This window comes from Microbacterium sp. Z12_35 (assembly GCF_058310475.1).
Genome location: NZ_JBZEGJ010000001.1, coordinates 1,562,509 through 1,581,711 on the forward strand (window position 1 = coordinate 1,562,509; position 19,203 = coordinate 1,581,711).

17 protein-coding genes are annotated in these 19,203 nt (G+C 68.8%); 9 read left to right on the forward strand and 8 right to left on the reverse strand.

Annotated elements, in window-relative coordinates; all coding sequences use genetic code 11:
- The first annotated feature begins 23 nt into the window (after window positions 1-23).
- From AC4FS1_RS07700 to AC4FS1_RS07725, 6 genes are all read left to right on the forward strand, one after another.
- Window positions 24-368: a PTS sugar transporter subunit IIB gene (locus tag AC4FS1_RS07700; RefSeq protein ID WP_491153891.1), complete on the forward strand. Its 345-nt coding sequence runs from the start codon at window positions 24-26 to the stop codon at window positions 366-368.
- 19 nt (window positions 369-387) lie between these two features.
- Window positions 388-663: an HPr family phosphocarrier protein gene (locus AC4FS1_RS07705; RefSeq protein ID WP_491153893.1), complete on the forward strand. Its 276-nt coding sequence runs from the start codon at window positions 388-390 to the stop codon at window positions 661-663.
- A gap of 16 nt (window positions 664-679) precedes the next feature.
- Window positions 680-2,407, forward strand: a complete 1,728-nt coding sequence (gene ptsP, locus AC4FS1_RS07710) for a phosphoenolpyruvate--protein phosphotransferase (RefSeq protein WP_491155678.1) — start codon at window positions 680-682, stop codon at window positions 2,405-2,407.
- Window positions 2,404-4,011: a PTS mannitol transporter subunit IIBC gene (locus AC4FS1_RS07715; RefSeq protein WP_491153895.1), complete on the forward strand. Its 1,608-nt coding sequence runs from the start codon at window positions 2,404-2,406 to the stop codon at window positions 4,009-4,011. The genes ptsP and AC4FS1_RS07715 overlap by 4 nt, the downstream gene beginning before the upstream one ends.
- A 107-nt stretch (window positions 4,012-4,118) precedes the next feature.
- Complete coding sequence (locus AC4FS1_RS07720) at window positions 4,119-4,556, forward strand: PTS mannitol transporter subunit IIA (RefSeq protein ID WP_491153897.1); 438 nt, start codon at window positions 4,119-4,121, stop codon at window positions 4,554-4,556.
- Window positions 4,553-5,707, forward strand: coding sequence for a mannitol-1-phosphate 5-dehydrogenase (locus AC4FS1_RS07725; protein ID WP_491153899.1), 1,155 nt, complete (start codon window positions 4,553-4,555; stop codon window positions 5,705-5,707). The genes AC4FS1_RS07720 and AC4FS1_RS07725 overlap by 4 nt, the downstream gene beginning before the upstream one ends.
- Window positions 5,708-6,871: 1,164 nt before the next feature.
- On the opposite strand, the gene AC4FS1_RS07730 is transcribed toward AC4FS1_RS07725, so the two are convergent.
- From AC4FS1_RS07730 to AC4FS1_RS07765, 8 genes are all read right to left on the reverse strand, one after another.
- The gene (locus AC4FS1_RS07730; protein WP_491153900.1) at window positions 6,872-7,987 is read right to left on the reverse strand and encodes an adenosine deaminase; all 1,116 of its coding nucleotides are present in this window, start codon (window positions 7,985-7,987) and stop codon (window positions 6,872-6,874) included.
- A 23-nt stretch (window positions 7,988-8,010) separates the two neighbouring features.
- A complete protein-coding gene (locus AC4FS1_RS07735) occupies window positions 8,011-9,324 on the reverse strand; it encodes a thymidine phosphorylase (protein ID WP_491153902.1) in 1,314 nt (437 codons plus the stop codon).
- The gene (locus tag AC4FS1_RS07740) at window positions 9,321-9,740 is read right to left on the reverse strand and encodes a cytidine deaminase (RefSeq protein ID WP_491153904.1); all 420 of its coding nucleotides are present in this window, start codon (window positions 9,738-9,740) and stop codon (window positions 9,321-9,323) included. The genes AC4FS1_RS07735 and AC4FS1_RS07740 overlap by 4 nt, the downstream gene beginning before the upstream one ends.
- A 1-nt stretch (window position 9,741) precedes the next feature.
- Window positions 9,742-11,019 (reverse strand): ABC transporter permease, encoded by a 1,278-nt coding sequence (locus AC4FS1_RS07745; RefSeq protein WP_491153906.1) that lies wholly within the window; start codon window positions 11,017-11,019, stop codon window positions 9,742-9,744.
- Window positions 11,019-12,281: an ABC transporter permease gene (locus AC4FS1_RS07750; RefSeq protein ID WP_491153907.1), complete on the reverse strand. Its 1,263-nt coding sequence runs from the start codon at window positions 12,279-12,281 to the stop codon at window positions 11,019-11,021. Before AC4FS1_RS07750 ends, AC4FS1_RS07745 begins: the two co-directional genes overlap by 1 nt.
- Window positions 12,278-13,774 (reverse strand): ABC transporter ATP-binding protein, encoded by a 1,497-nt coding sequence (locus AC4FS1_RS07755; RefSeq protein WP_491153909.1) that lies wholly within the window; start codon window positions 13,772-13,774, stop codon window positions 12,278-12,280. The genes AC4FS1_RS07750 and AC4FS1_RS07755 overlap by 4 nt, the downstream gene beginning before the upstream one ends.
- A gap of 108 nt (window positions 13,775-13,882) precedes the next feature.
- The gene (locus AC4FS1_RS07760) at window positions 13,883-14,959 is read right to left on the reverse strand and encodes a BMP family lipoprotein (protein WP_491153911.1); all 1,077 of its coding nucleotides are present in this window, start codon (window positions 14,957-14,959) and stop codon (window positions 13,883-13,885) included.
- Between the two features lie 150 nt (window positions 14,960-15,109).
- Complete coding sequence (locus AC4FS1_RS07765; RefSeq protein ID WP_491153913.1) at window positions 15,110-16,228, reverse strand: mannose-1-phosphate guanylyltransferase; 1,119 nt, start codon at window positions 16,226-16,228, stop codon at window positions 15,110-15,112.
- Between the two features lie 234 nt (window positions 16,229-16,462).
- Here AC4FS1_RS07765 and sdhC point away from each other — a divergent pair, with 234 nt between their 5' ends.
- The 3 genes from sdhC to sdhA are packed head-to-tail and all read left to right on the forward strand — an operon-like array spanning window position 16,463 to window position 19,202.
- The gene (gene sdhC, locus AC4FS1_RS07770) at window positions 16,463-16,897 is read left to right on the forward strand and encodes a succinate dehydrogenase, cytochrome b556 subunit (RefSeq protein WP_491153915.1); all 435 of its coding nucleotides are present in this window, start codon (window positions 16,463-16,465) and stop codon (window positions 16,895-16,897) included.
- A complete protein-coding gene (locus AC4FS1_RS07775; protein ID WP_491153917.1) occupies window positions 16,897-17,361 on the forward strand; it encodes a succinate dehydrogenase hydrophobic membrane anchor subunit in 465 nt (154 codons plus the stop codon). The genes sdhC and AC4FS1_RS07775 overlap by 1 nt, the downstream gene beginning before the upstream one ends.
- A gap of 32 nt (window positions 17,362-17,393) precedes the next feature.
- Window positions 17,394-19,202, forward strand: a complete 1,809-nt coding sequence (sdhA, locus tag AC4FS1_RS07780) for a succinate dehydrogenase flavoprotein subunit (RefSeq protein ID WP_491153919.1) — start codon at window positions 17,394-17,396, stop codon at window positions 19,200-19,202.
- Window position 19,203 lies beyond the last annotated feature (1 nt).

Sequence of the window (19,203 nt, forward strand, 5' to 3'; positions counted from 1 at the left end):
ATGGCAGGGAAGGAGGCGGGTCGATGAGGATCCTTGTGGTGTGCGGCGCGGGCGCGTCCAGCACGTTCGTGGCTCAGCGCGTCCGGCGCGCCGCGCACGCGCGCGGCCTGGCATACACAGCGGTGGCGGGAACAGCCGGATCCCTCGTGGTCGACCTCGACTCCGCCGACATCGTGCTGGTGGGGCCCCACCTCGTATCCGAGCGCGAATGGATAGAGCGCAGCGCCGCCGGACATGGCGTGGCCGTGGCGTTCCTCCCCGACGATGTCTTCACGGACCTGACCGGGGAGCGCACGCTCGACCTGGTACGAACGACTCTGCCGGATGCACCCCCGGCAGGTCTTGACTCTCACACGACGAACGCGTAGACGCGAGAAAGCAGGAACCATGCCTCCCCTCACCCGCACGGTACGGATCGGGTCCAGCCACGGGCTGCACGCGCGCCCGGCGAAGCTCTTCGCCCAGGCGGCGAAGGAAGCCGGCATCCCGATCACGATCGCGAAGGGATCCGGAGCGCCGGTCAACGCCGCCAGCATCCTCGGCGTCATCGCACTCGGAATCGACCAGGGCGACTACGTCACGCTGACCGCGGACGGCGAGGGAAGCGAAGCGACCCTGGATACGCTCGCCGACCTGTTGAGCACCGACCATGACGCCGAATGAGGACGGGACAGCCACGATGAGCGAGGTCCGCGGAGTCGGGATCGGCCTGGGCGTGGCCCAAGGGCCGATCGCGCGCATGGCCGAGCCGCTTCCGGCACCCGCCGATGCCCCGAGCACGATGTCGCCCGAAGAGGAGACCGCGCGGGTGCGGGATGCGGTGGCCGCGGTGGCCCGCGAGCTGGAGCAGCGTGGATCGCAGGCCGGCGGCGCCGCCCGAGACGTTCTCGAGGCCCAGGCGATGATGGCGGAAGATCCCTCACTCGAGGCTGAGATCGACACCCGCCTCACGGCAGGGAAGACCGGCGAATGGGCCGTGTGGGATGCCTTCGCCTCGTTCCGTGACCAGCTCACCGCGCTCGGGGGTTACCTCGGCGAGCGCGCCGCGGATCTCGACGACGTGGCCCAGCGCGTGCTGGCGCACCTGCGCGGAGTACCGGCGCCGGGCGTGCCCGATCCGGGGCATCCGTTCGTGCTCGTCGCGAAAGACCTCGCCCCCGCCGACACCGCCCTGCTCGACCTCGACAAGGTGCTCGCGCTCGTCACCACCGAGGGTGGCCCGACGTCCCACACCGCGATCCTCGCCCGCGAGAAGTCCATCGTCGCCGTGGTCGGCGCGGCGCAGGCCAAGGACCTCGCCGACGGCACGGTCGTGATCGTGGATGCCGCCGCCGGCGTCGTGACCGTCGACCCGAGCCAAGACGACCTCGACCGCGCGCAGAACCGGGCCGCCGAGCGGGCGTCCGCGTCCTCGGCGCCCATCACCCCCGGAGCGCTCGCCGACGGTACCGCGGTTCCGCTGCTCGCCAACCTGGGCAAACCAGGAGGCGCCGCGGAGGCGGTCGAACTGGGCGCCGAGGGCGTCGGGCTGTTCCGCACCGAGTTCCTCTTCCTCAGCGCGAACTCCGCGCCGACGGTCGAGGAGCAGCGCACGGCGTACACCGAGCTCCTCTCGACCTTCCCGGGAAAGAAGGTCGTCGTGCGGGTGCTGGATGCCGGTGCCGACAAGCCGCTGCCCTTCCTCAACGACGCGCACGAGGAGAACCCGGCGCTCGGGCTGCGAGGCCTGCGCGCGCTCCGCGCGAGCGAAGACATCCTCCGCGAGCAGCTGACCGCGCTGGCCGAGGCGGATGCAGCGACCCGCGCGACGTCGGAAGGCCCGGCCGACCTGTGGGTCATGGCGCCGATGGTCTCGACGGTCGAGGAGACGGAGTACTTCGTCGCCCTGGCCCATGACTACGGACTGAAAACGGCCGGGGTCATGGTCGAGGTGCCCTCCTCCGCGCTCCTGGCCGACCGCATCCTCGCCCGGGCCGACTTCGCCTCCATCGGCACGAACGACCTCACGCAGTACACGCTCGCCGCGGACCGTCTGCTCGGTTCGGTCGCATCGTTCCAGGACCCGTGGCATCCCGCGGTGCTCCGCCTCATCCGTGAGGTGGGCGCGGCAGGAGCCGCCGCGGGTAAGCCGGTGGGAATCTGCGGCGAAGCAGCGGCCGACCCCCTCCTGGCGGTGGTGCTCGTGGGGTTGGGCGCGACGACCTTGTCCATGGCCCCCACCGCGCTGGCGGACGTGCGCGCTTCCCTCCTTACCCACACGCTCGACGACGCCCGACGCGTCGCCGAAGCAGCCCTGGCCGCGGATGACGCGGCCTCCGCCCGCGATGCGGCACGAGCCGCTTCGCTGGAACCAGCACCGGAGGCGGCACGTGCGGCCTCCGCATCACAGAAAGTGACACAGCCATGACAACGACGTCACCAGAGGTGACCCCCAAGAGAGGGGGCGCCCGCGTCGCCGTTCAGCGATTCGGCACGTTCCTGTCCGGCATGATCATGCCGAACATCCCCGCGCTGATCGCGTGGGGTATCTTCACGGCCTTCTTCATCGACGTGGGATGGACGCCGAACGCGGATCTCGCCACGATCGTCGGGCCGTTCATCCACTACCTGCTGCCGATCATCATCGCCTACACCGCCGGCCACATGGTCTACGGGGTGCGCGGTGCCGTCGTCGGCGCCATCGCCACGATGGGCGTCATCGCAGGCTCCGACCTGCTGATCGCCCAGTTCAACGCCACGCTGCCCGCGGGCGAGGAGCCGCTGGGTCAGATCCACCAGTTCATCGGTGCCATGATCATGGCACCGCTCGCGGCCTACACCATGAAGTGGCTCGACAAGCTGTGGGACGGCAAGATCCGGGCCGGCTTCGAGATGCTCGTGAACATGTTCTCTGCGGGCATCTGGGGCTTCGTGATGGCCATCGTCGGGTTCTACCCCGTCGCGTGGCTGGTCAACGGCCTGATGAACGTGCTCAGCATCGCGGTGAACTGGCTGGTGGAGACGAACCTGCTTCCGCTGACCAGCATCATCATCGAGCCGGCGAAGGTGTTCTTCCTCAACAACGCCATCAACCACGGCGTGCTCACGCCCCTCGGCATCGCACAGGCGTCGGAGAACGGCTCCTCGATCCTGTTCCTCCTCGAGGCCAACCCCGGCCCCGGTCTGGGTCTGCTCCTCGCGTTCACGTTCTTCGGCATCGGCGCGGCCCGCGCGTCGGCACCGGGCGCGGCGGTCATCCAGTTCTTCGGTGGCATCCACGAGGTCTACTTCCCGTTCGCCCTCATGAAGCCGGTGCTCATCGTCGCGCTGATCGCGGGTGGTGCGACCGGCGTCACCACGAACATGCTGCTCGGCGGAGCGCTGCGAGCCCCTGCCGCCCCGGGAAGCATCTTCGCGGTGCTCGCGCAAACGGCATCGGGTGCGTACTTCGCGGTCATCCTCTCCGTCGTGCTGTCGGCGGCGGTGACGTTCCTCGTCGCGGCGGTCATCCTGCGCGCCTCTCGCAAACGTGACCTCCTCGCGGAGGGCGACCAGTTCTCCGCTGCGGTTTCGAAGACGGCGGCGAACAAGGGCAAGTCGTCCTCGGCCCTGGATGGGCTGCGCGCCTCCGACAACCGGGACCGCGAGTCCGTGCGCGAGGCCGAGGATGCCGTGGACCGACTCGAGACCGAGGCTGAGACCGGCGGCCGGCTGGACGGCGGCATCGTCGCGACCAAGCCGGTACGCAACATCGTGTTCGCCTGCGACGCGGGTATGGGATCGTCGGCGATGGGCGCGAGCGTCCTGCGCAACAAGATCAAGAAGGCCGGCTACGAGGGGGTCACGGTCACCAACAAGGCCATCGCGAACCTCGACGACTCGGCCGATCTGGTGATCACGCAGAACCAGCTCACCGATCGCGCGCGCCGGCAGTCCCCGGGTGCGATCCACGTGTCGGTGGACAACTTCATGAACTCGCCGAAGTACGACGAGGTCGTGGAGATCGTGCGCGACCAGAACGACGGCGCGTAACAGAACGACCGCTGCGGGGCCGGGCCGGCGTGATGCCCCCGGCCTCGCGGCCTTTCCGTTCGGCTGAGCATTTGCCAGGCTGAATACATCGAACGAAAGGCGAGACCATGGCACGTGATGTCCTCAGCATCGGACAGGTGCGCATCCACTCTGGGAGCGCGACGCGCGAGGAGGCGATGAAGGAGGCCGCAGACATCCTCCAAGCCGCCGGCGCCGTCACCGGCGCGTACTTCGACGCGATGCAACAGCGCGAGGAGACGGTCTCCACCTACATGGGCAACGAGCTTGCGATCCCCCATGGCACGAACGAGACGAAGCAGACGATCCTCGACTCCGGCCTGTCGGTGGTCCGGTACGACGGAGGCGTGGATTGGGGCGGGGAGCCCGTCACCTTCGTCGTCGGCATCGCGGGCAAGGGCGACGAGCACCTCGAGATCCTGTCGCAGATCGCGATCCTGTTCTCCGACGAGGACGAGGTGGCGCGGCTGAAGACGGTGGAGTCGCCCGAAGAGCTCTTCGCGGCGCTATCGGCGGTCAACCAGTGAGCAAAGCCGTCCACTTCGGCGCCGGCAACATCGGCCGGGGGTTCGTCGGGCTGCTCCTGCACGAGGGCGGGTACGAGCTGGTGTTCTCGGACGTCGCCGAGGCGCTCGTCGATGCGATCAACGCCGCGTCCGAATACACGGTCCACGAGGTCGGCGAGGGGGGCGTCGACACCGTCGTCACCGGATTCCGCGCGATCAACAGCGCGACCGACGCGTCCGCCCTGGTGGACGAGATCGCCACGGCCGACGTGGTCACGACCGCGGTCGGGCCGACCATCCTGAAGTTCGTCGCCCCGCACATCGTCGCGGGTCTCGGACTGCGCGATCCGGCCGCCGCTCCCCTGCAAGTGATGGCATGCGAGAACGCCATCGGCGCGACCGACACCCTCCGCGACGAGATGGCCGCCGCCGCCGGCGACGCGTGGGACGCGGTGTCGGGGCGAGCGGTGTTCGCGAACACCGCCGTCGACCGCATCGTTCCCGCGCAGGCCCCGGGTGGCGGGATCGACGTGACGGTGGAGCCGTTCTACGAGTGGGCGATCGAGCGTGGACCGTTCGGTGACGCCCCGCCGCACATCCCCGGCGCACACTTCGTCGACGACCTGACCCCGTACATCGAACGGAAGCTGTTCACGGTCAACACCGGGCACGCGACGACGGCGTACTTCGGGGCCGCCGCGGGCATCGAGCGCATCTCCGACGCCCTCGCCGACCCCGCCATCGCCGCGAAGGTCGAGAAGGCCCTGCGGGAGACCTCGGACCTCCTCATCCAGAAGCACGATCTCGAACCCGCGGCGCAGCACGCGTACCGCGAGACGATCCTGCGGCGCTTCCGCAACCCCGCCCTCCCCGACACGGTGTGGCGGGTGGGCCGGCAGCCGCTGCGCAAGCTCTCGCGGCACGAGCGCTTCGTGGGCCCGGCCGCGGAGGCGATCGAGCGTGGGCTGCCGGTCGACGGGCTCGTGGACGCGATGAGCGCCGCACTGGCCTTCGATGACCCCGAGGATGCGCAGTCCGTGGACCTGCAGCGGATGCTGCGGGAGCAGTCGGCTGCGGAGTTCACCTCAGCGGTGACCGGCCTGGAGGCGGAGCATCCGCTCTTCCCCCGGATCGAGCGGATCGTGGCCTCCCGGCAGGCCGCCCTGTCCTGACGCCGGTTCATGTCCCGGTGAAGCAGCTTTCCGGGCTGAGTTTGCTGCGAAGGTGGGACATCAGACAGGGCCGGGGCGCCACCCGGCGCGGATGAGGGCAGCCCGGGTGCGATCGAGAGCGACGGACCCGTCGCCCGGGAGATGATGGTGGAGCACCCGGACGAGCGTCCACCCGCTTTCGGCCAACCCGTGCCAGCGGTCGGCGTCACGGGCGAACTGCACGGGTCGCTCGCGTGCTGACGACCGTCGTACTCCACGAGCACCCGCCAGCGGGGGAACACCAGGTCGCCGCGGCCGAGGAAGCGGCCCTCATCGTCGAAGAGGTCGATGTTCAGCTCGGGTTCCGGCAGCCCACCGCGCAGCAACACGAGCCGCAGCCGCGTCTCTTCGGGCGACTCGGACCCGACGCGGACGGCCGCGAGCACACCGGCGAGCGTCCGTCCGCGGCGTGCCCATGCCGCCTCCGCACGAAGCTCCTCCATCGTCGCGAGAGGCCGCCGCCGTGCGACGAGGAAGTCGCCCGCGGCCACCATCGCGTCGAACGGCCACTCGTGGGCGAGCTGCACCCACGCGCGACAGGGGTCTTCGAACCGCAGTCCCTCCACCTCTCGAACCGCCGGAACGCGTTGTTGCAGACGGTGACCGCGGATGCCGCGGATCCGTGGCGCCTGGTGCGGCCGGTGCACGGCGACATGGAGGTCACCCAGCCGCCACCCGTAGGGGGTAGGAGCGCCGTACATCACCAGGGCGGTGTCGTGGCTGAAGAACTCGTTCGCGGCCATCCGCTGCGCGTACTGGCGGCAGCGGATGAGCAGCCGAGAGCGCTCGGTGTCGGGCTGCGGGGCGCCCTTCCACTGGCGAACGCCGCGAAACGGCGCAGTGAACCTCGGGCCGGCCAGCGCTCCGCGCCCGATTCCGGCCGCCTCGCCGGCGGCCACCGAGAACGGTCGGTCGTCGAAAGGCGAGTTCCGCGTGGTCACTCCCCCAGGAGACACCCCCAGCGCGCCCCGAGCCGCGCCATCCACAGCCGCCCCTTCGCCCCGCGGACCCGACCGCCCCTGTGGAGGACGGGTCAAAGCCCGTCGTGTCTCAGTTGTGCAGCTTCTGGCACGTCAGAAGCTGCAGAACTGAGACACGACCGGCCGTGAGGTTCTGGCAGAGAGGTCAGGAGGCGAAGCCGTCGGCGATGAGGTCGATGAGCTCCTCGCGCTCCTCGATGGGGAGGAACGCGGCCGCCGCCGCATTGAGCTGGAACGCTTCCAGGTCGTCCAGACCGTACTCGAACGCCTCGACGAGCAGAGCCAGCTCGCGGGTCAGCGAGGTGCGGCTCATCGTCCGGTTGTCGACGTTCACCGTCACGGAGAAACCCAGCTGGTAGAGCAGGTCGAACGGGTGGTCCTCGAGGTTGGTCCCCCACGCCGCAACGGCGCCGGTCTGCAGATTGGATGAGGGGGCAAGCTCCAGAGCGATCTCTCGATCCCGCACCCATCGGGCGAGGTCACCGAGGTGCACGCGCACCTCGTCGCCCGCACGCGAAACGACATCGAGGTCTTCCGCGACCCGAACGCCATGGCCGAGCCGCACGGCGCGCCCGTCCAGCAGAGCCGAACGGATGGAGTCCAACCCGGCCGCTTCGCCGGCGTGCACGGTCACCGGGAAGAACTCCCCCGCGAGGTAGTCGAAGGCCTCCCGGTGGAGGGCGGGTAAGAACCCGTCCTCGGGGCCGGCGATGTCGAACCCGACCACGCCCCTCCCCCGCCACTGCACGGCGAGCCGGGCGATGTCGAGCGAGCGGTCATTGTGGCGCAGCGCCGTCAACAGCTGCCCGACCCGGATGTCCTGGCCGGCCGCCTGCGCGGCATCCTCACCCTCTTCGATGCCCTCCTGCACGGCTGCCACGGCCTCCTCGAGCGTGAGGCCCTGCGTGAGGTGCTGCTCGGGTGCCCAGCGCACTTCGCCGTAGACGACGCCGTCGGTGGCGAGATCCTCGACGAACTCGCGGGCGACGCGCGCCAGTCCCTCACGGGTCTGCATGACCGCCACGGTCAGGTCGAAGGTCTTCAGGTAGTCCACGAGCGTGCCACCCTCGGCGCTTTCCGCAAACCAGTCAGCGAGGTCGTCGGGGTCTGCTTCCGGGAGGTCCACGCCGGCAGCGTCGGCGAGCTCGATCACCGTGGCGGGACGCACCGCGCCGTCGAGATGGTCGTGCAGCGACACCTTGGGCAGCGCGCGCAGCGACCGCCCTTCGATGCGGACGTCGCCGTCGGGTTCGATGGCCATGGTTCCTCCCGGAGCTTCGATCGTCAGGCGGTGATGCGTTCGCGGACCAGCGGTGCGGCCGGTGGAGCCTCGTCGCCGATCTCCCACGCGCCCGCCACCGCATCCAGGGCGCGCGAGAACCGCTCCCCATCATCGGCCAGCAGGGTGAACAGCGGCTGACCGGCAGAGACGGAATCGCCGGGTTTCACGTGCAGGTCGACGCCGGCGGCGTGGATGATCGGATCCTGCGCGCGCGCCCGGCCGGCACCCAGGCGCCACGCGGCGATCCCGAACGGCAGAGCCTCGACGCGCGCCACCACCCCGGCGCGGTCGGCGGTGACCGTGTGGGTCTCGCGCGGCTGCGGCAGCGCCCCATCCGGGTCTCCGTCCTGCGCGCGGATCATGCGCCGCCAGACGTCCATGGCGCGGCCGTCCGCGAGCGCCCGCTCGACGTCGGCGTCGGGCTGGCCCGCGAGCGCGAGCATCTCGCGCGCCAGGGCCACGGTGAGCTCGACGATGTCGGCAGGGCCGCCGCCGGCGAGCACCTCCACCGATTCGCGCACCTCGTTGGCGTTGCCGATCGCACGCCCGAGAGGCGTGTTCATGTCGGTCAGGAGCGCCGTCGTGGCCACACCCGAGTCGGTCCCCAGCGCAACCATGGTGCGCGCCAGCTCCCGTGCGCGGTCGAGGTCCTGCATGAAGGCTCCGGAGCCGAACTTCACGTCCAGCACGAGCGAATCCGTCCCCTCGGCGATCTTCTTGGACATGATGCTGGACGCGATGAGCGGGATCGCCTCGACGGTGCCGGTGACATCCCGGAGCGCGTAGAGCTTCTTGTCGGCCGGAGCCAGGCCGATGCCGGCCGCGCAGATGACGGCGCCGACCCCTTCGAGCTGCGCGAGGATCTCGTCGTTCGACAGGGCGGCGCGCCAGCCCGGGATGGACTCGAGCTTGTCGAGTGTTCCGCCGGTGTGGCCGAGTCCGCGACCGGACAGCTGCGGGACCGCGACGCCGAAGCTCGCCACCAGCGGGGCGAGGGGCAGTGTGATCTTGTCGCCGACCCCACCGGTGGAGTGCTTGTCGACGGTGGGCTTGCCGAGCGAGGAGAAGTCCATGCGCTCACCCGAGTCGATCATCGCGTCGGTCATCACGCGGATCTCATCGCGCTCCATGCCGTTGAGGAGCACGGCCATCGCGAACGCCGACATCTGGGGGTCGGTGACGTACCCGCGGGTGTAGGCGTCGATCATCCAGCGCAGCGCCGGCTCCGGGATGCTGCCGCCATCGCGCTTGGCGCGGATGACATCGATCGCGTCATGCGACTCGATCGACGCGAACTCGGAAGATGAGACGGTCATCGATTGACCGATCCCTGTTGCTGTCGGGTGGCGAGGTCGCGCGGACCGAAGGCGTCGGGCAGAACCTCGTCGATCGTGCGGATGCCCGACACCGTCTCCAGCAGCATCCCGGGAATCGAGTGCTCGAACAGCAGCTGACGGCAGCGTCCGCAGGGCATGAGGGTGCGGCCTTCCCCGTCCACGCAGACGAAGGCCACGAGCTGCCCACCGCCGGACATGTGCAGCTCCGACACGAGGCCGCACTCTGCGCACAGCGTCACGCCATAGGAGGCGTTCTCCACGTTGCATCCCGCGACGATGCGCCCGTCGCTGACGAGGGCCGCAGCGCCCACCTTGAACCGCGAGTACGGTGCGTAGGCGCGTTGCATGGCCTCGGTGGCGGCGACGCGGAGAACGTCCCAGTCGATGTCCGTCACTTCACTCCTTGACATAGGGTTTGCCGGCGGCCTTGGGGCCGATGACTCGGCCGGCCACGATCGCCACGGCGATGAGGGTGACCACGTACGGGGTCATCTCGATGAGGTCGGTCGGAATCTGCGATCCGGCTTGGCCGGCCCAGATGCGGAAGTTGCTGGCGAAGCCGAACAGGAGTGCCGCGATCGCGGCCCCCCACGGGTTCCACCGGCCGAGGATGACCGCAGCCAGGGCGATGAATCCCTGTCCCGCGCTCATCTCTCGGACGAACGCGCCGACCGAGCCGATGGTCAGCGACGCGCCGCCGAGACCGGCGATGAGACCGGCGACGCTGACGGTCCAGAACCGCCACACGTTGACCTTGATGCCGACGGTGTCGGCGGCCAGCGGATGCTCGCCGAGGGCACGGATGCGCAGCCCCCAGGTCGTGCGGAACAGCAGGAACCAGGTCAGGGGCACCAGCAGGAACATGATGTAGGTCGTCAGCCGCTGGTCGAACAACACCGGGCCGAGAACAGGGATGTCCGAGAGCAGCGGGATCTTGATCCGCGGGAGGGTGCCCGGGTCGTTGAGCGCCGCGGAATTGGCGCCGATCACCGCCGAGTAGAGGAAGTTCGTGATGGCGGTGACCAGGCCGATCAGCACGACACCGACCACCACCTGGTCGACGAGGTAGCTGATGGAGAACCATGCCAGCACCATGGCGATCAGCGCGCCGGAGATCATGGCGGCACCGAGGGCGAGGATCTGGTTTCCGGTGACGGATGCCACCATCGCGGCCGTGCAGGCACCGGCGAGCAGCTGCCCTTCGATGGCGATGTTCACGATGCCGACGCGCTCGCCGATGACCCCGGAGAGCGCGCCGAACACGATGGGGGTGGACAGCGCGATCGCGCCGGTGAGGAGGAAGACCACCGGCACCGATCCCCCGGCGCCGACCCAGGCGACGAGGGCCACGAGGAATCCGAGGCCGACGACGAGCGGGAGCCAGACGCTCACCCGGCGTCGGCGGGCGGCCAGCGCGAACGCGCCGGCGGCCGCGGCGACCGCGATGACGCCGGACACGAGACCGGCCGCACGCGCGGTGGTGACGAACGGGGCGAGCTGGATCGCGTCGTCGCGCCCGGAAAGCTGGAACGCCACCGTCTCGTCATTGCCCAGCAGACCGAACGCCACGAGCGTGATCGCGGCGAGCGCGCCGAGGAGGATCGGGGTGCGCCAGGCGCGGGGCGGGAGGGCGCCGGCGGGAGCGCGCGTTTCGGGAACGGCGACGGCGGTCATCACTCGTCTCCCTTCGCCTCGAGCTGCGGCTTTCGACCGGTGTTCAGCTCGGTCACTTCGCGCGGAGTCGGCAGGAACCGGAAGATGGCGCGCACCAGCGGCGGCGCGGCGATGAACAGCACGATGAGGCCCTGCACGACACCGAGGATCTCCGGTGCGACATCGGCCAGCTGCATCGTGGGGCCGGCGGCACGCAGCATCCCGAACAGGATCCCGGCCAGCAGCACGCCGCCCGCCCGCGAGCCGCCGAGCAGAGCCACGGTGATCGCGTCGAATCCGATGCCGGAGTCGATCGAGGGGCCGAAGTTGCCGTCGCGCCCCAGCGACTGGTTGATGCCCGCCAGACCGATGAACAGGCCGGACAGCACCATCGCGACGATGTACATCCGCTTCACGTCGATGCCCGCCGTGCGCGCGGCGTCGGGGTTCAACCCGACCATGCGCAGCCGGAAGCCCAGCGACGAGCGCTCCATGAGCCACCAGTAGACGCCGACGGCCAGGATGCAGAGGACGAAGCTCCAGCGGAGATCGAAGCCCGGACCGAAGATGCGGGAGAACACCGCGGTCGGGTCGGGCGCCCGCGTCGTCGGGTTGTTCCCCGACTCCATGTCGTGCAGCACCGGGGTGCGCATGAGGAACGTCGCGAACGACACCGCGATGTAATTCATCATGATCGTGACGATCACTTCGTGGGCGCCGGTGGTCGCCTTGAGCAGCCCCGCGATGCCTGCCCAGATCGCGGCGCCGACGAGCCCGAACAGCACCGCGACGACGAGGTGGATGCCATAGGGCAGGTGCAGCTGGAACGAGGCCCATGCCGACCAGATCGCGGCCATGACCATCTGGCCCTGGCCACCGATGTTGAACAGACCGGCGCGGAAGGTCAGCGCGACACCGAGGCCGGCGGCGATGAGGGGGCCGGCGAAGCGGAGCGACTCCAGGAGGGGCCGGATCGCGCGGTCGGGGGAATCGGCGGAGAAGTTGTAGATCGATCCCCGGAAGAGCGCCGCGTAGGCATTCCCGACCGCGCGCGCGGCTTCCCCGAGGAAGTCCGTCGGGCGGGAGAAGAAGTACGGCAGCGTGCGACCGACGTCTTCGTTCGTGAAGATGATGAGCACCGATGCCACGATGAGCGAGAGCACGATCGCGGCGAGGGTGCGGACGATGCCGCCGGAGGCGATGTCACGAAGCACGTCGCCGAGCGTCGGGCGGCTCCCCGGAGCCGGGTCCGGCGTGATGACGTCGGTCTGCGGCTGGGTCATTCGTGCACTCCTGCCATGAGGCGGCCGAGCCGCTCGCGAGGCGTGTCGGCGGGGACGATGTCGATGATGGCGCCCCGGTACATCACGGCGATGCGGTCGGCGAGGGCGACGACCTCGTCGAGCTCGGTCGAGATGATGAGGACGGGAATGCCCGAGTCGCGGATCTCCACGATCCGCTCGTGGATGAACTCGATCGACCCCACGTCCACGCCACGCGTCGGCTGCGACGCCACGAAGAGTTTGAGGTCGCGTCCGAGCTCGCGGGCGAGCACCACCTTCTGCTGGTTGCCGCCGGAGAGGCGTCCGACCAGGACGCCGCGGTGCGGGGTGCGGATGTCGAACTCCTCGATCGCCTCGTCGGCGAAGCGGTCGCGTTCGGCGAAGTCGATCGCGGGGCCTTTCGTGAAGGGGCCGGAGAACGATCGGTCGAGCATCAGGTTCTCCGCCACGGAGAACTCCGCGACCAGCCCGTCCACTTTCCGGTCTTCCGGCACGAACCCGACGCCGCTGTCGAGCACGTGTCGCACGTGAGCGGAGGAGAGCTCCTCCCCGTCCAGGCGGATGCTGCCCTGCACCTTGTCGCGGAGTCCGACGAGGGCCTCGGTGAGTTCGGTCTGCCCGTTTCCCTGCACACCGGCCACGGCGAGCACTTCGCCGGCGCGGATGGTGAAGGAGATGTCATCCAGGAGTCGCTCGCCGGCGGGCCCGAACAGGGTGAGGTTCTCCACGACCAGCGCTTCCGCGCCGAGCTTCGGCGGATCCTTGTGGACGGTCAGTTCGACCGCGCGCCCCACCATGAGGGCGGCCAGTTCGTCGGTGGATGCACTGGGGGCGGCTGATCCGACGACCTTGCCGAGCCGGATGACCGTGATGGTGTCGGCGACCGCGCGCACCTCACGGAGCTTGTGCGTGATGAAGACGATGGAGGTGCCGCCGTCGGCGAGGCGACGCATCGTCGCCATCAGCTCGTCGGTCTCCTGGGGGGTGAGCACCGCGGTGGGCTCGTCGAGGATGAGCACGCGGGCATCCCGCGCCAGCGCTTTGATGATCTCGACGCGCTGCTGCGCGCCCACGGGGAGGTCGCCCACGACGGCGTCCGGGTCGAGTTCGAAGCCGAAGCGGTCGGAGATCTCGCGGACGCGGCGGCGGGCCTCGGCGAGGTCGAGCACCCCGCCCCGGCTGGGCTCGTGGCCGAGGATCACGTTCTCGGCGACGGTGAAGACGGGGATGAGCATGAAGTGCTGGTGCACCATTCCGATGCCGGCGGCCATGGCCTGCCCCGGTCCGGAGAAGCGCTGCGGGACGTCGTCGAGAAGGATCTCACCCTCGTCGGGCTGGTAGAGCCCGAAAAGCACATTCATGAGGGTGGACTTCCCGGCGCCGTTCTCCCCGAGGAGGGCGTGGATTTCGCCGGTTTCCACCACGAGGTCGATGGCATCGTTGGCCACGAGCGGTCCGAACCGCTTCGTGATCCCACGGAGTTCGAGTTTCATGGTGCGACCCATCCTGCCGGAACCGGCTCGAAACGGCACACGCCGAGGCGGACTCTGCCGCCCCGGCGTGTGCCAGGGGTGTGACTGTGCCAGTGAGGGGACGAAGGATCAGACGCCGGCGAGCGGGTCGATCGAGCCGTCGATGATGCCTGCCTTGAGCTCTTCGAGCTTGTCCTTCACGTCCTGCGGGATCTCGCTGTCGAAGTCGCCGAACCCGCTCAGTGCGGTGCCGTCGTTCGCGAGCGTGCCGACGTACGGCTCAGCGGTGAACTCGTCACTGTCGATGATCGACGTGATGACCTCGAGCACGGCCTGCGTCATGCGCTTCTCCACCGAGGTGAGCGTGATGTCGGCGAGCTCGGGCTGGGTGACGGCGATGTCCTTGTCGACACCGAGCATGACGCCCGAGCCGGCCTCGCGGATCGCCTCAGCGGTCGCGGTGAAGAGGCTGCCCGCGACGGGGAAGATGACATCCGCGCCGGCGGCGAGCTGCCCCTGCGAGATGGTCTTGGCCACACCGGTGTTCGCGAAGTCGCCCACGAAGTCACCGGTGTTCGCTGCCGGGTCCCAGCCGACGATGGTGATCGGCGTACCGGTCTCCTCCTCGTAGTACTTCGCACCGTTGTAGTAGCCGGTCATGAAGGAGGTGACGGAGTCGATCTGGTCGCCACCGTAGGTGCCGATGATCTTGCTGGTGGAGTACGCCGCGGCGAGGTAGCCGGCGAGGAAGCTCGACTCCTGCATCGCGTAGGTGATCGGCTTGAGGTTCTCCTGGCCCTGGTTCCACCCGTCGATCCACACGAGGCGGGCTTCGGGGTTGGCGTCGGCGAAGTCGAAGATGACGTCGTTGATGGAGAAGTTGAAGCCGACCGCGAAGGTCACGTCGCAACCGGCGTCGACCATCTGCGTGAGGTTCGGGGTGAAGTCCTCTTCGCTGTTGGACTCGGCGTCGGCGATCTCGATGCCGAGGTCGGACTCCGCGTCGAGCAGGCCCTGGTAGGCCGACTCGTTGAAGCTCTTGTCGTTCCAGCTGCCCTCGTCGGACACGGCGCAGGCGAGGAAGTCGCTGTCCTCTGCGGAGCCGCCACCCTCCTCGGGAGCCGGTGCGCACGCCGACAGCAGCAGGCCGGCGGCTCCGATGAACGCCATGGTGGCGAAAGTCCGCTTACGGGTGGGTGCAGTCACTGCAGTCCTCTCTGAACAGGTTCCGGGCGCGGAGAAACCGCAGCGCCCAGCCGGGATATTTCTGAACGTTACGTCGGATGGCGCACAACCACCCACTCTGGTAAGCCCTCAGGCCCGAAGAGTTACCAAGTTGCGATGCTTCCGGGTCGCTCAGAGCACGTCGCCGCGACCGGTGAGCTTCAGAGCATCCACAACGCCCTTCACGCGCTGGGCGTGTTCGCTCGTGGTCACCAGCAGTGCGTCGGCGGTGTCGACGACGACGATGTCCTGCACACCGATGAGGCTGATGATGCGGTCGGTCTGCGACACCACGATCCCGCTGGAGGCGTCCGCGAGAACCCGCGCCGAGCCGCCGAGGATCGCCAGCTCGTTCTTGCCCCCGTGGGAGTTGAGCTTGGCCAGACTCGCGAAGTCGCCCACGTCGTCCCAGTCGAAGTGTCCGGGGATGACCGCGAGGCGGCCCTTCTCGGCAGCAGGCTCCGCGACGGCGTAGTCGATGGCGATCTTCTTCAGAGTCGGCCACACCCGATCAACGACGGGACCGCGCCGCTCGCGGTCGTCCCAGGCCTCGGCCAGTTCCAAGAGCCCCGCGTGCAACTCGGGCTCGTTGGCGGCCAGTTCGGCCAGCAGCACATCGGCCCGACTGATGAACATGCCGGCGTTCCACAGGTAGTTGCGGTCGGCGAAGTAGGTGCGCGCGGTCTCCAGGTCGGGTTTCTCCACGAACCGCTCGACCATCGCCGCCTCGGGAGCGCCGTCGACGTCGAGCTCTCCGTCCTTACGGATGTACCCGAAGCCGACCGAGGGCTCGCTCGGCTGGATGCCGATCGTGCAGATGTACCCGGCGCGGGCGACCGCGACCGCCTGATGCACGGCGAACTCGAACGTGCGAGTGCCCCGGATGACGTGGTCCGCGGCGAAGGAGCCGATGATCACGTCGGGGTGTCGGCGGTGCAGGATGGCCGCGGCCAGCCCGATCGCCGCAGACGAGTCGCGCGGCTCGGACTCGAGGAAGACGTTGTGGTCGGGGACGGCCGGAAGTTCCCTCTCGACGGCCGCGCGGTGCGCTCGCCCGGTGACGACGGCGATGCGGTCGTGCCCTGCCAGTGGCTCCAGCCGATCCCACGTGTCACGCAGCAACGTCTGACCCGAGCCGGTCAGGTCGTGCAGGAATTTGGGCGCCTCAGCGCGAGAGAGCGGCCACAGCCGGCTGCCGATGCCGCCGGCGGGGATAACGGCGTAGAAGTTCTCGATCGGGTCGTTGGGCATGGGATCAGGCTATCCGGGCGGGGATCGCGGGGCATGTCGCTCGTGTGACCGTTGTGGGACGGGGCATCCGCCGCCCGCCGGGACTATCTCGATATCGAGACACTAAGGCCGCCCTAATCCCCGGGATTACGCCCCCCGACGTAGGATGAACCAGCGCCCGTGTGACGCAGGAGCCTTGTGCTTCTTGGGGCAAAGAAAGCCCCGCCCAGCCGTGTTCGATCAGGGAGGACGATCGTGTCTGCACCAGCGCGCGTCACGCCGACGGTGGCCGAGACCACCTCCAAGGTCCCGCGCGGGACTCTGTACCGCGGCCGTGAAGGCATGTGGTCGTGGGTTCTGCACCGGATCACCGGCGTCGCCATCTTCTTCTTCCTGCTCGTCCACGTCCTGGACACCGCGCTCATCCGCGTCTCCCCCGAGGCATACGACGCCGTCATCGGCACGTACAAGAATCCGATCATGGGCCTCGGTGAGGTCGCGCTCGTCGGCGCGATCGCGTACCACGCGTTCAACGGGCTGCGGATCATCCTCGTGGACTTCTGGGGTTGGGCCACCCGCCACCAGCGTCAGCTGTGGTGGATCGTCCTGGGCGTATGGGTCGTCACCATGCTCGGCTTCACGCCCCGCCACCTCATCAATGTCTTCTCGTCGATGGGAGGCGGTCACTGATGTCCCTTCGACAGGCTCAGGGAGCGGCCGACGTCTCGATGATCGTCCCGCCGCGCACCCGCAACAAGGGCTCGAACTGGGAGAAGTGGGGCTGGGTGTACATGCGCGCCTCCGGCGTGCTCCTGGTCGTCCTCATCTTCGGGCACCTGTTCGTCAACCTCATGACGGGCGACGGCATCCACCAGATCGACTTCGCCTTCGTCGTCGGCAAGTTCGCCTCGCCGTTCTGGCAGTGGTGGGACGTGCTGATGCTCTGGCTGGCGCTCATCCACGGCGCGAATGGCATGCGCACGATCGTGAACGACTACGTCGCCTCCCCCACCGTGCGTCGCGTGCTGGTGTGGGCGCTGTGGCTGTCGGCCGGTTTCCTGATCCTGCTGGGCACGCTCGTGGTCTTCACCTTCGACCCGTGCATCGGCGTGACCGAGTCCAGTTCCCTCTGGGACATGTGCCAGGCCGCCTGACCTTCCGACCGAACCAGTAGAGGCATCATTCCGTGAGCACCCAGACCAACGCTGATTCCGTCGTCCGCGACGGCGTGCACTACCACCAGTTCGATATCGTCATCGTCGGCGCCGGCGGCGCCGGGATGCGCGCGGCGATCGAGGCGGGCCCGGGTGCGAAGACCGCGGTCATCTCCAAGCTGTACCCCACCCGGTCGCACACCGGCGCGGCGCAGGGCGGCATGGCCGCGGCGCTGGCGAACGTCGAAGAGGACTCGTGGGAGTGGCACACCTTCGACACCGTCAAGGGCGGCGACTACCTCGTCGACCAGGATGCGGCGGAGATCCTCGCCAAGGAAGCCATCGACGCGGTCATCGACCTCGAGAACATGGGCCTGCCCTTCAACCGCACGCCCGAGGGAAAGATCGACCAGCGCCGCTTCGGCGGACACACCGCCGACCACGGCAAGACCCCCGTGCGTCGCGCGTGCTACGCCGCGGACCGCACCGGTCACATGATCTTGCAGACGCTCTTCCAGAACTGCGTCAAGCTCGGCATCAACTTCTTCAACGAGTTCTACGTGCTCGACCTGATCACGGTGAAGGATGCTGCCGGCGACACGCAGGTCGCGGGTGTCGTCGCGTACGAGCTGGCCACCGGCGATCTCCACGTCTTCCAGTCCAAGGCCGTCATCTTCGCCACCGGCGGCTTCGGCAAGATCTTCAAGACCACGTCCAACGCGCACACCCTCACCGGTGACGGCGTCGGAATCGTCTGGCGGAAGGGCCTGCCGCTGGAAGACATGGAGTTCTTCCAGTTCCACCCCACCGGTCTGGCCGGTCTCGGCATCCTGCTGACCGAGGGCGCCCGCGGTGAGGGCGCGATCCTGCGCAACGCGTCCGGCGAACGCTTCATGGAGCGCTACGCACCCACGATCAAAGACCTCGCCCCGCGTGACATCGTCGCGCGCTGCATGGTGCAGGAGGTCGCGGAGGGCCGCGGTGCCGGTCCTCACCGCGACTACGTGCTGCTGGACTGCACGCACCTGGGCGCCGAGGTGCTCGAGACCAAGCTCCCCGACATCACCGAGTTCGCCCGTACCTATCTGGGCGTAGACCCGGTGGTCGAGCCGGTGCCGGTGATGCCCACGGCGCACTACGCCATGGGCGGCATCCCCACCAACAACAACGCCGAGGTGCTCAGCAACAACACCACCGTGGTCCCCGGCCTGTACGCCGCCGGCGAGTGCGCGTGCGTCTCGGTGCATGGCTCGAACCGCCTCGGCACGAACTCGCTGCTGGACATCAACGTCTTCGGCAAGCGCGCCGGCCGCAACGCGGTCCAGTACGTGCAGACCGCCGACTTCGTGGCGATCCCGGACGACCCCACCCGGGAGATCCGCGAGATGATCGAGCGCCTCCGGGTCAACCCCGGCACCGAGCGCATCGCGGTGCTGCGCAAGACCCTCCAGGACGAGATGGACAAGGGTGCTCAGGTGTTCCGCACCGAAGAATCCCTCGCCCACGTGCTCGACGTCATCGCCGACCTCCGTGAGCGCTACCTCAACGTGCACGTCGACGACAAGGGCAAGCGCTACAACACCGACCTGCTCGAGGCTGTGGAACTCGGGTTCCTCCTCGATCTCGCCGAGGTCGTGGTCTACGCCGCGCAGAACCGCAAGGAGAGCCGTGGCGGACACATGCGCGACGACTACCCCAAGCGGGACGACGAGAACTACATGCAGCACACCATGGCCTACCTGACGGGCGACCCCCACTCGTCGCATCCGGCCGACCACATCGAACTCGGCTGGAAGCCCGTCGTCATCACGCGGTACCAGCCGATGGAGAGGAAGTACTGAG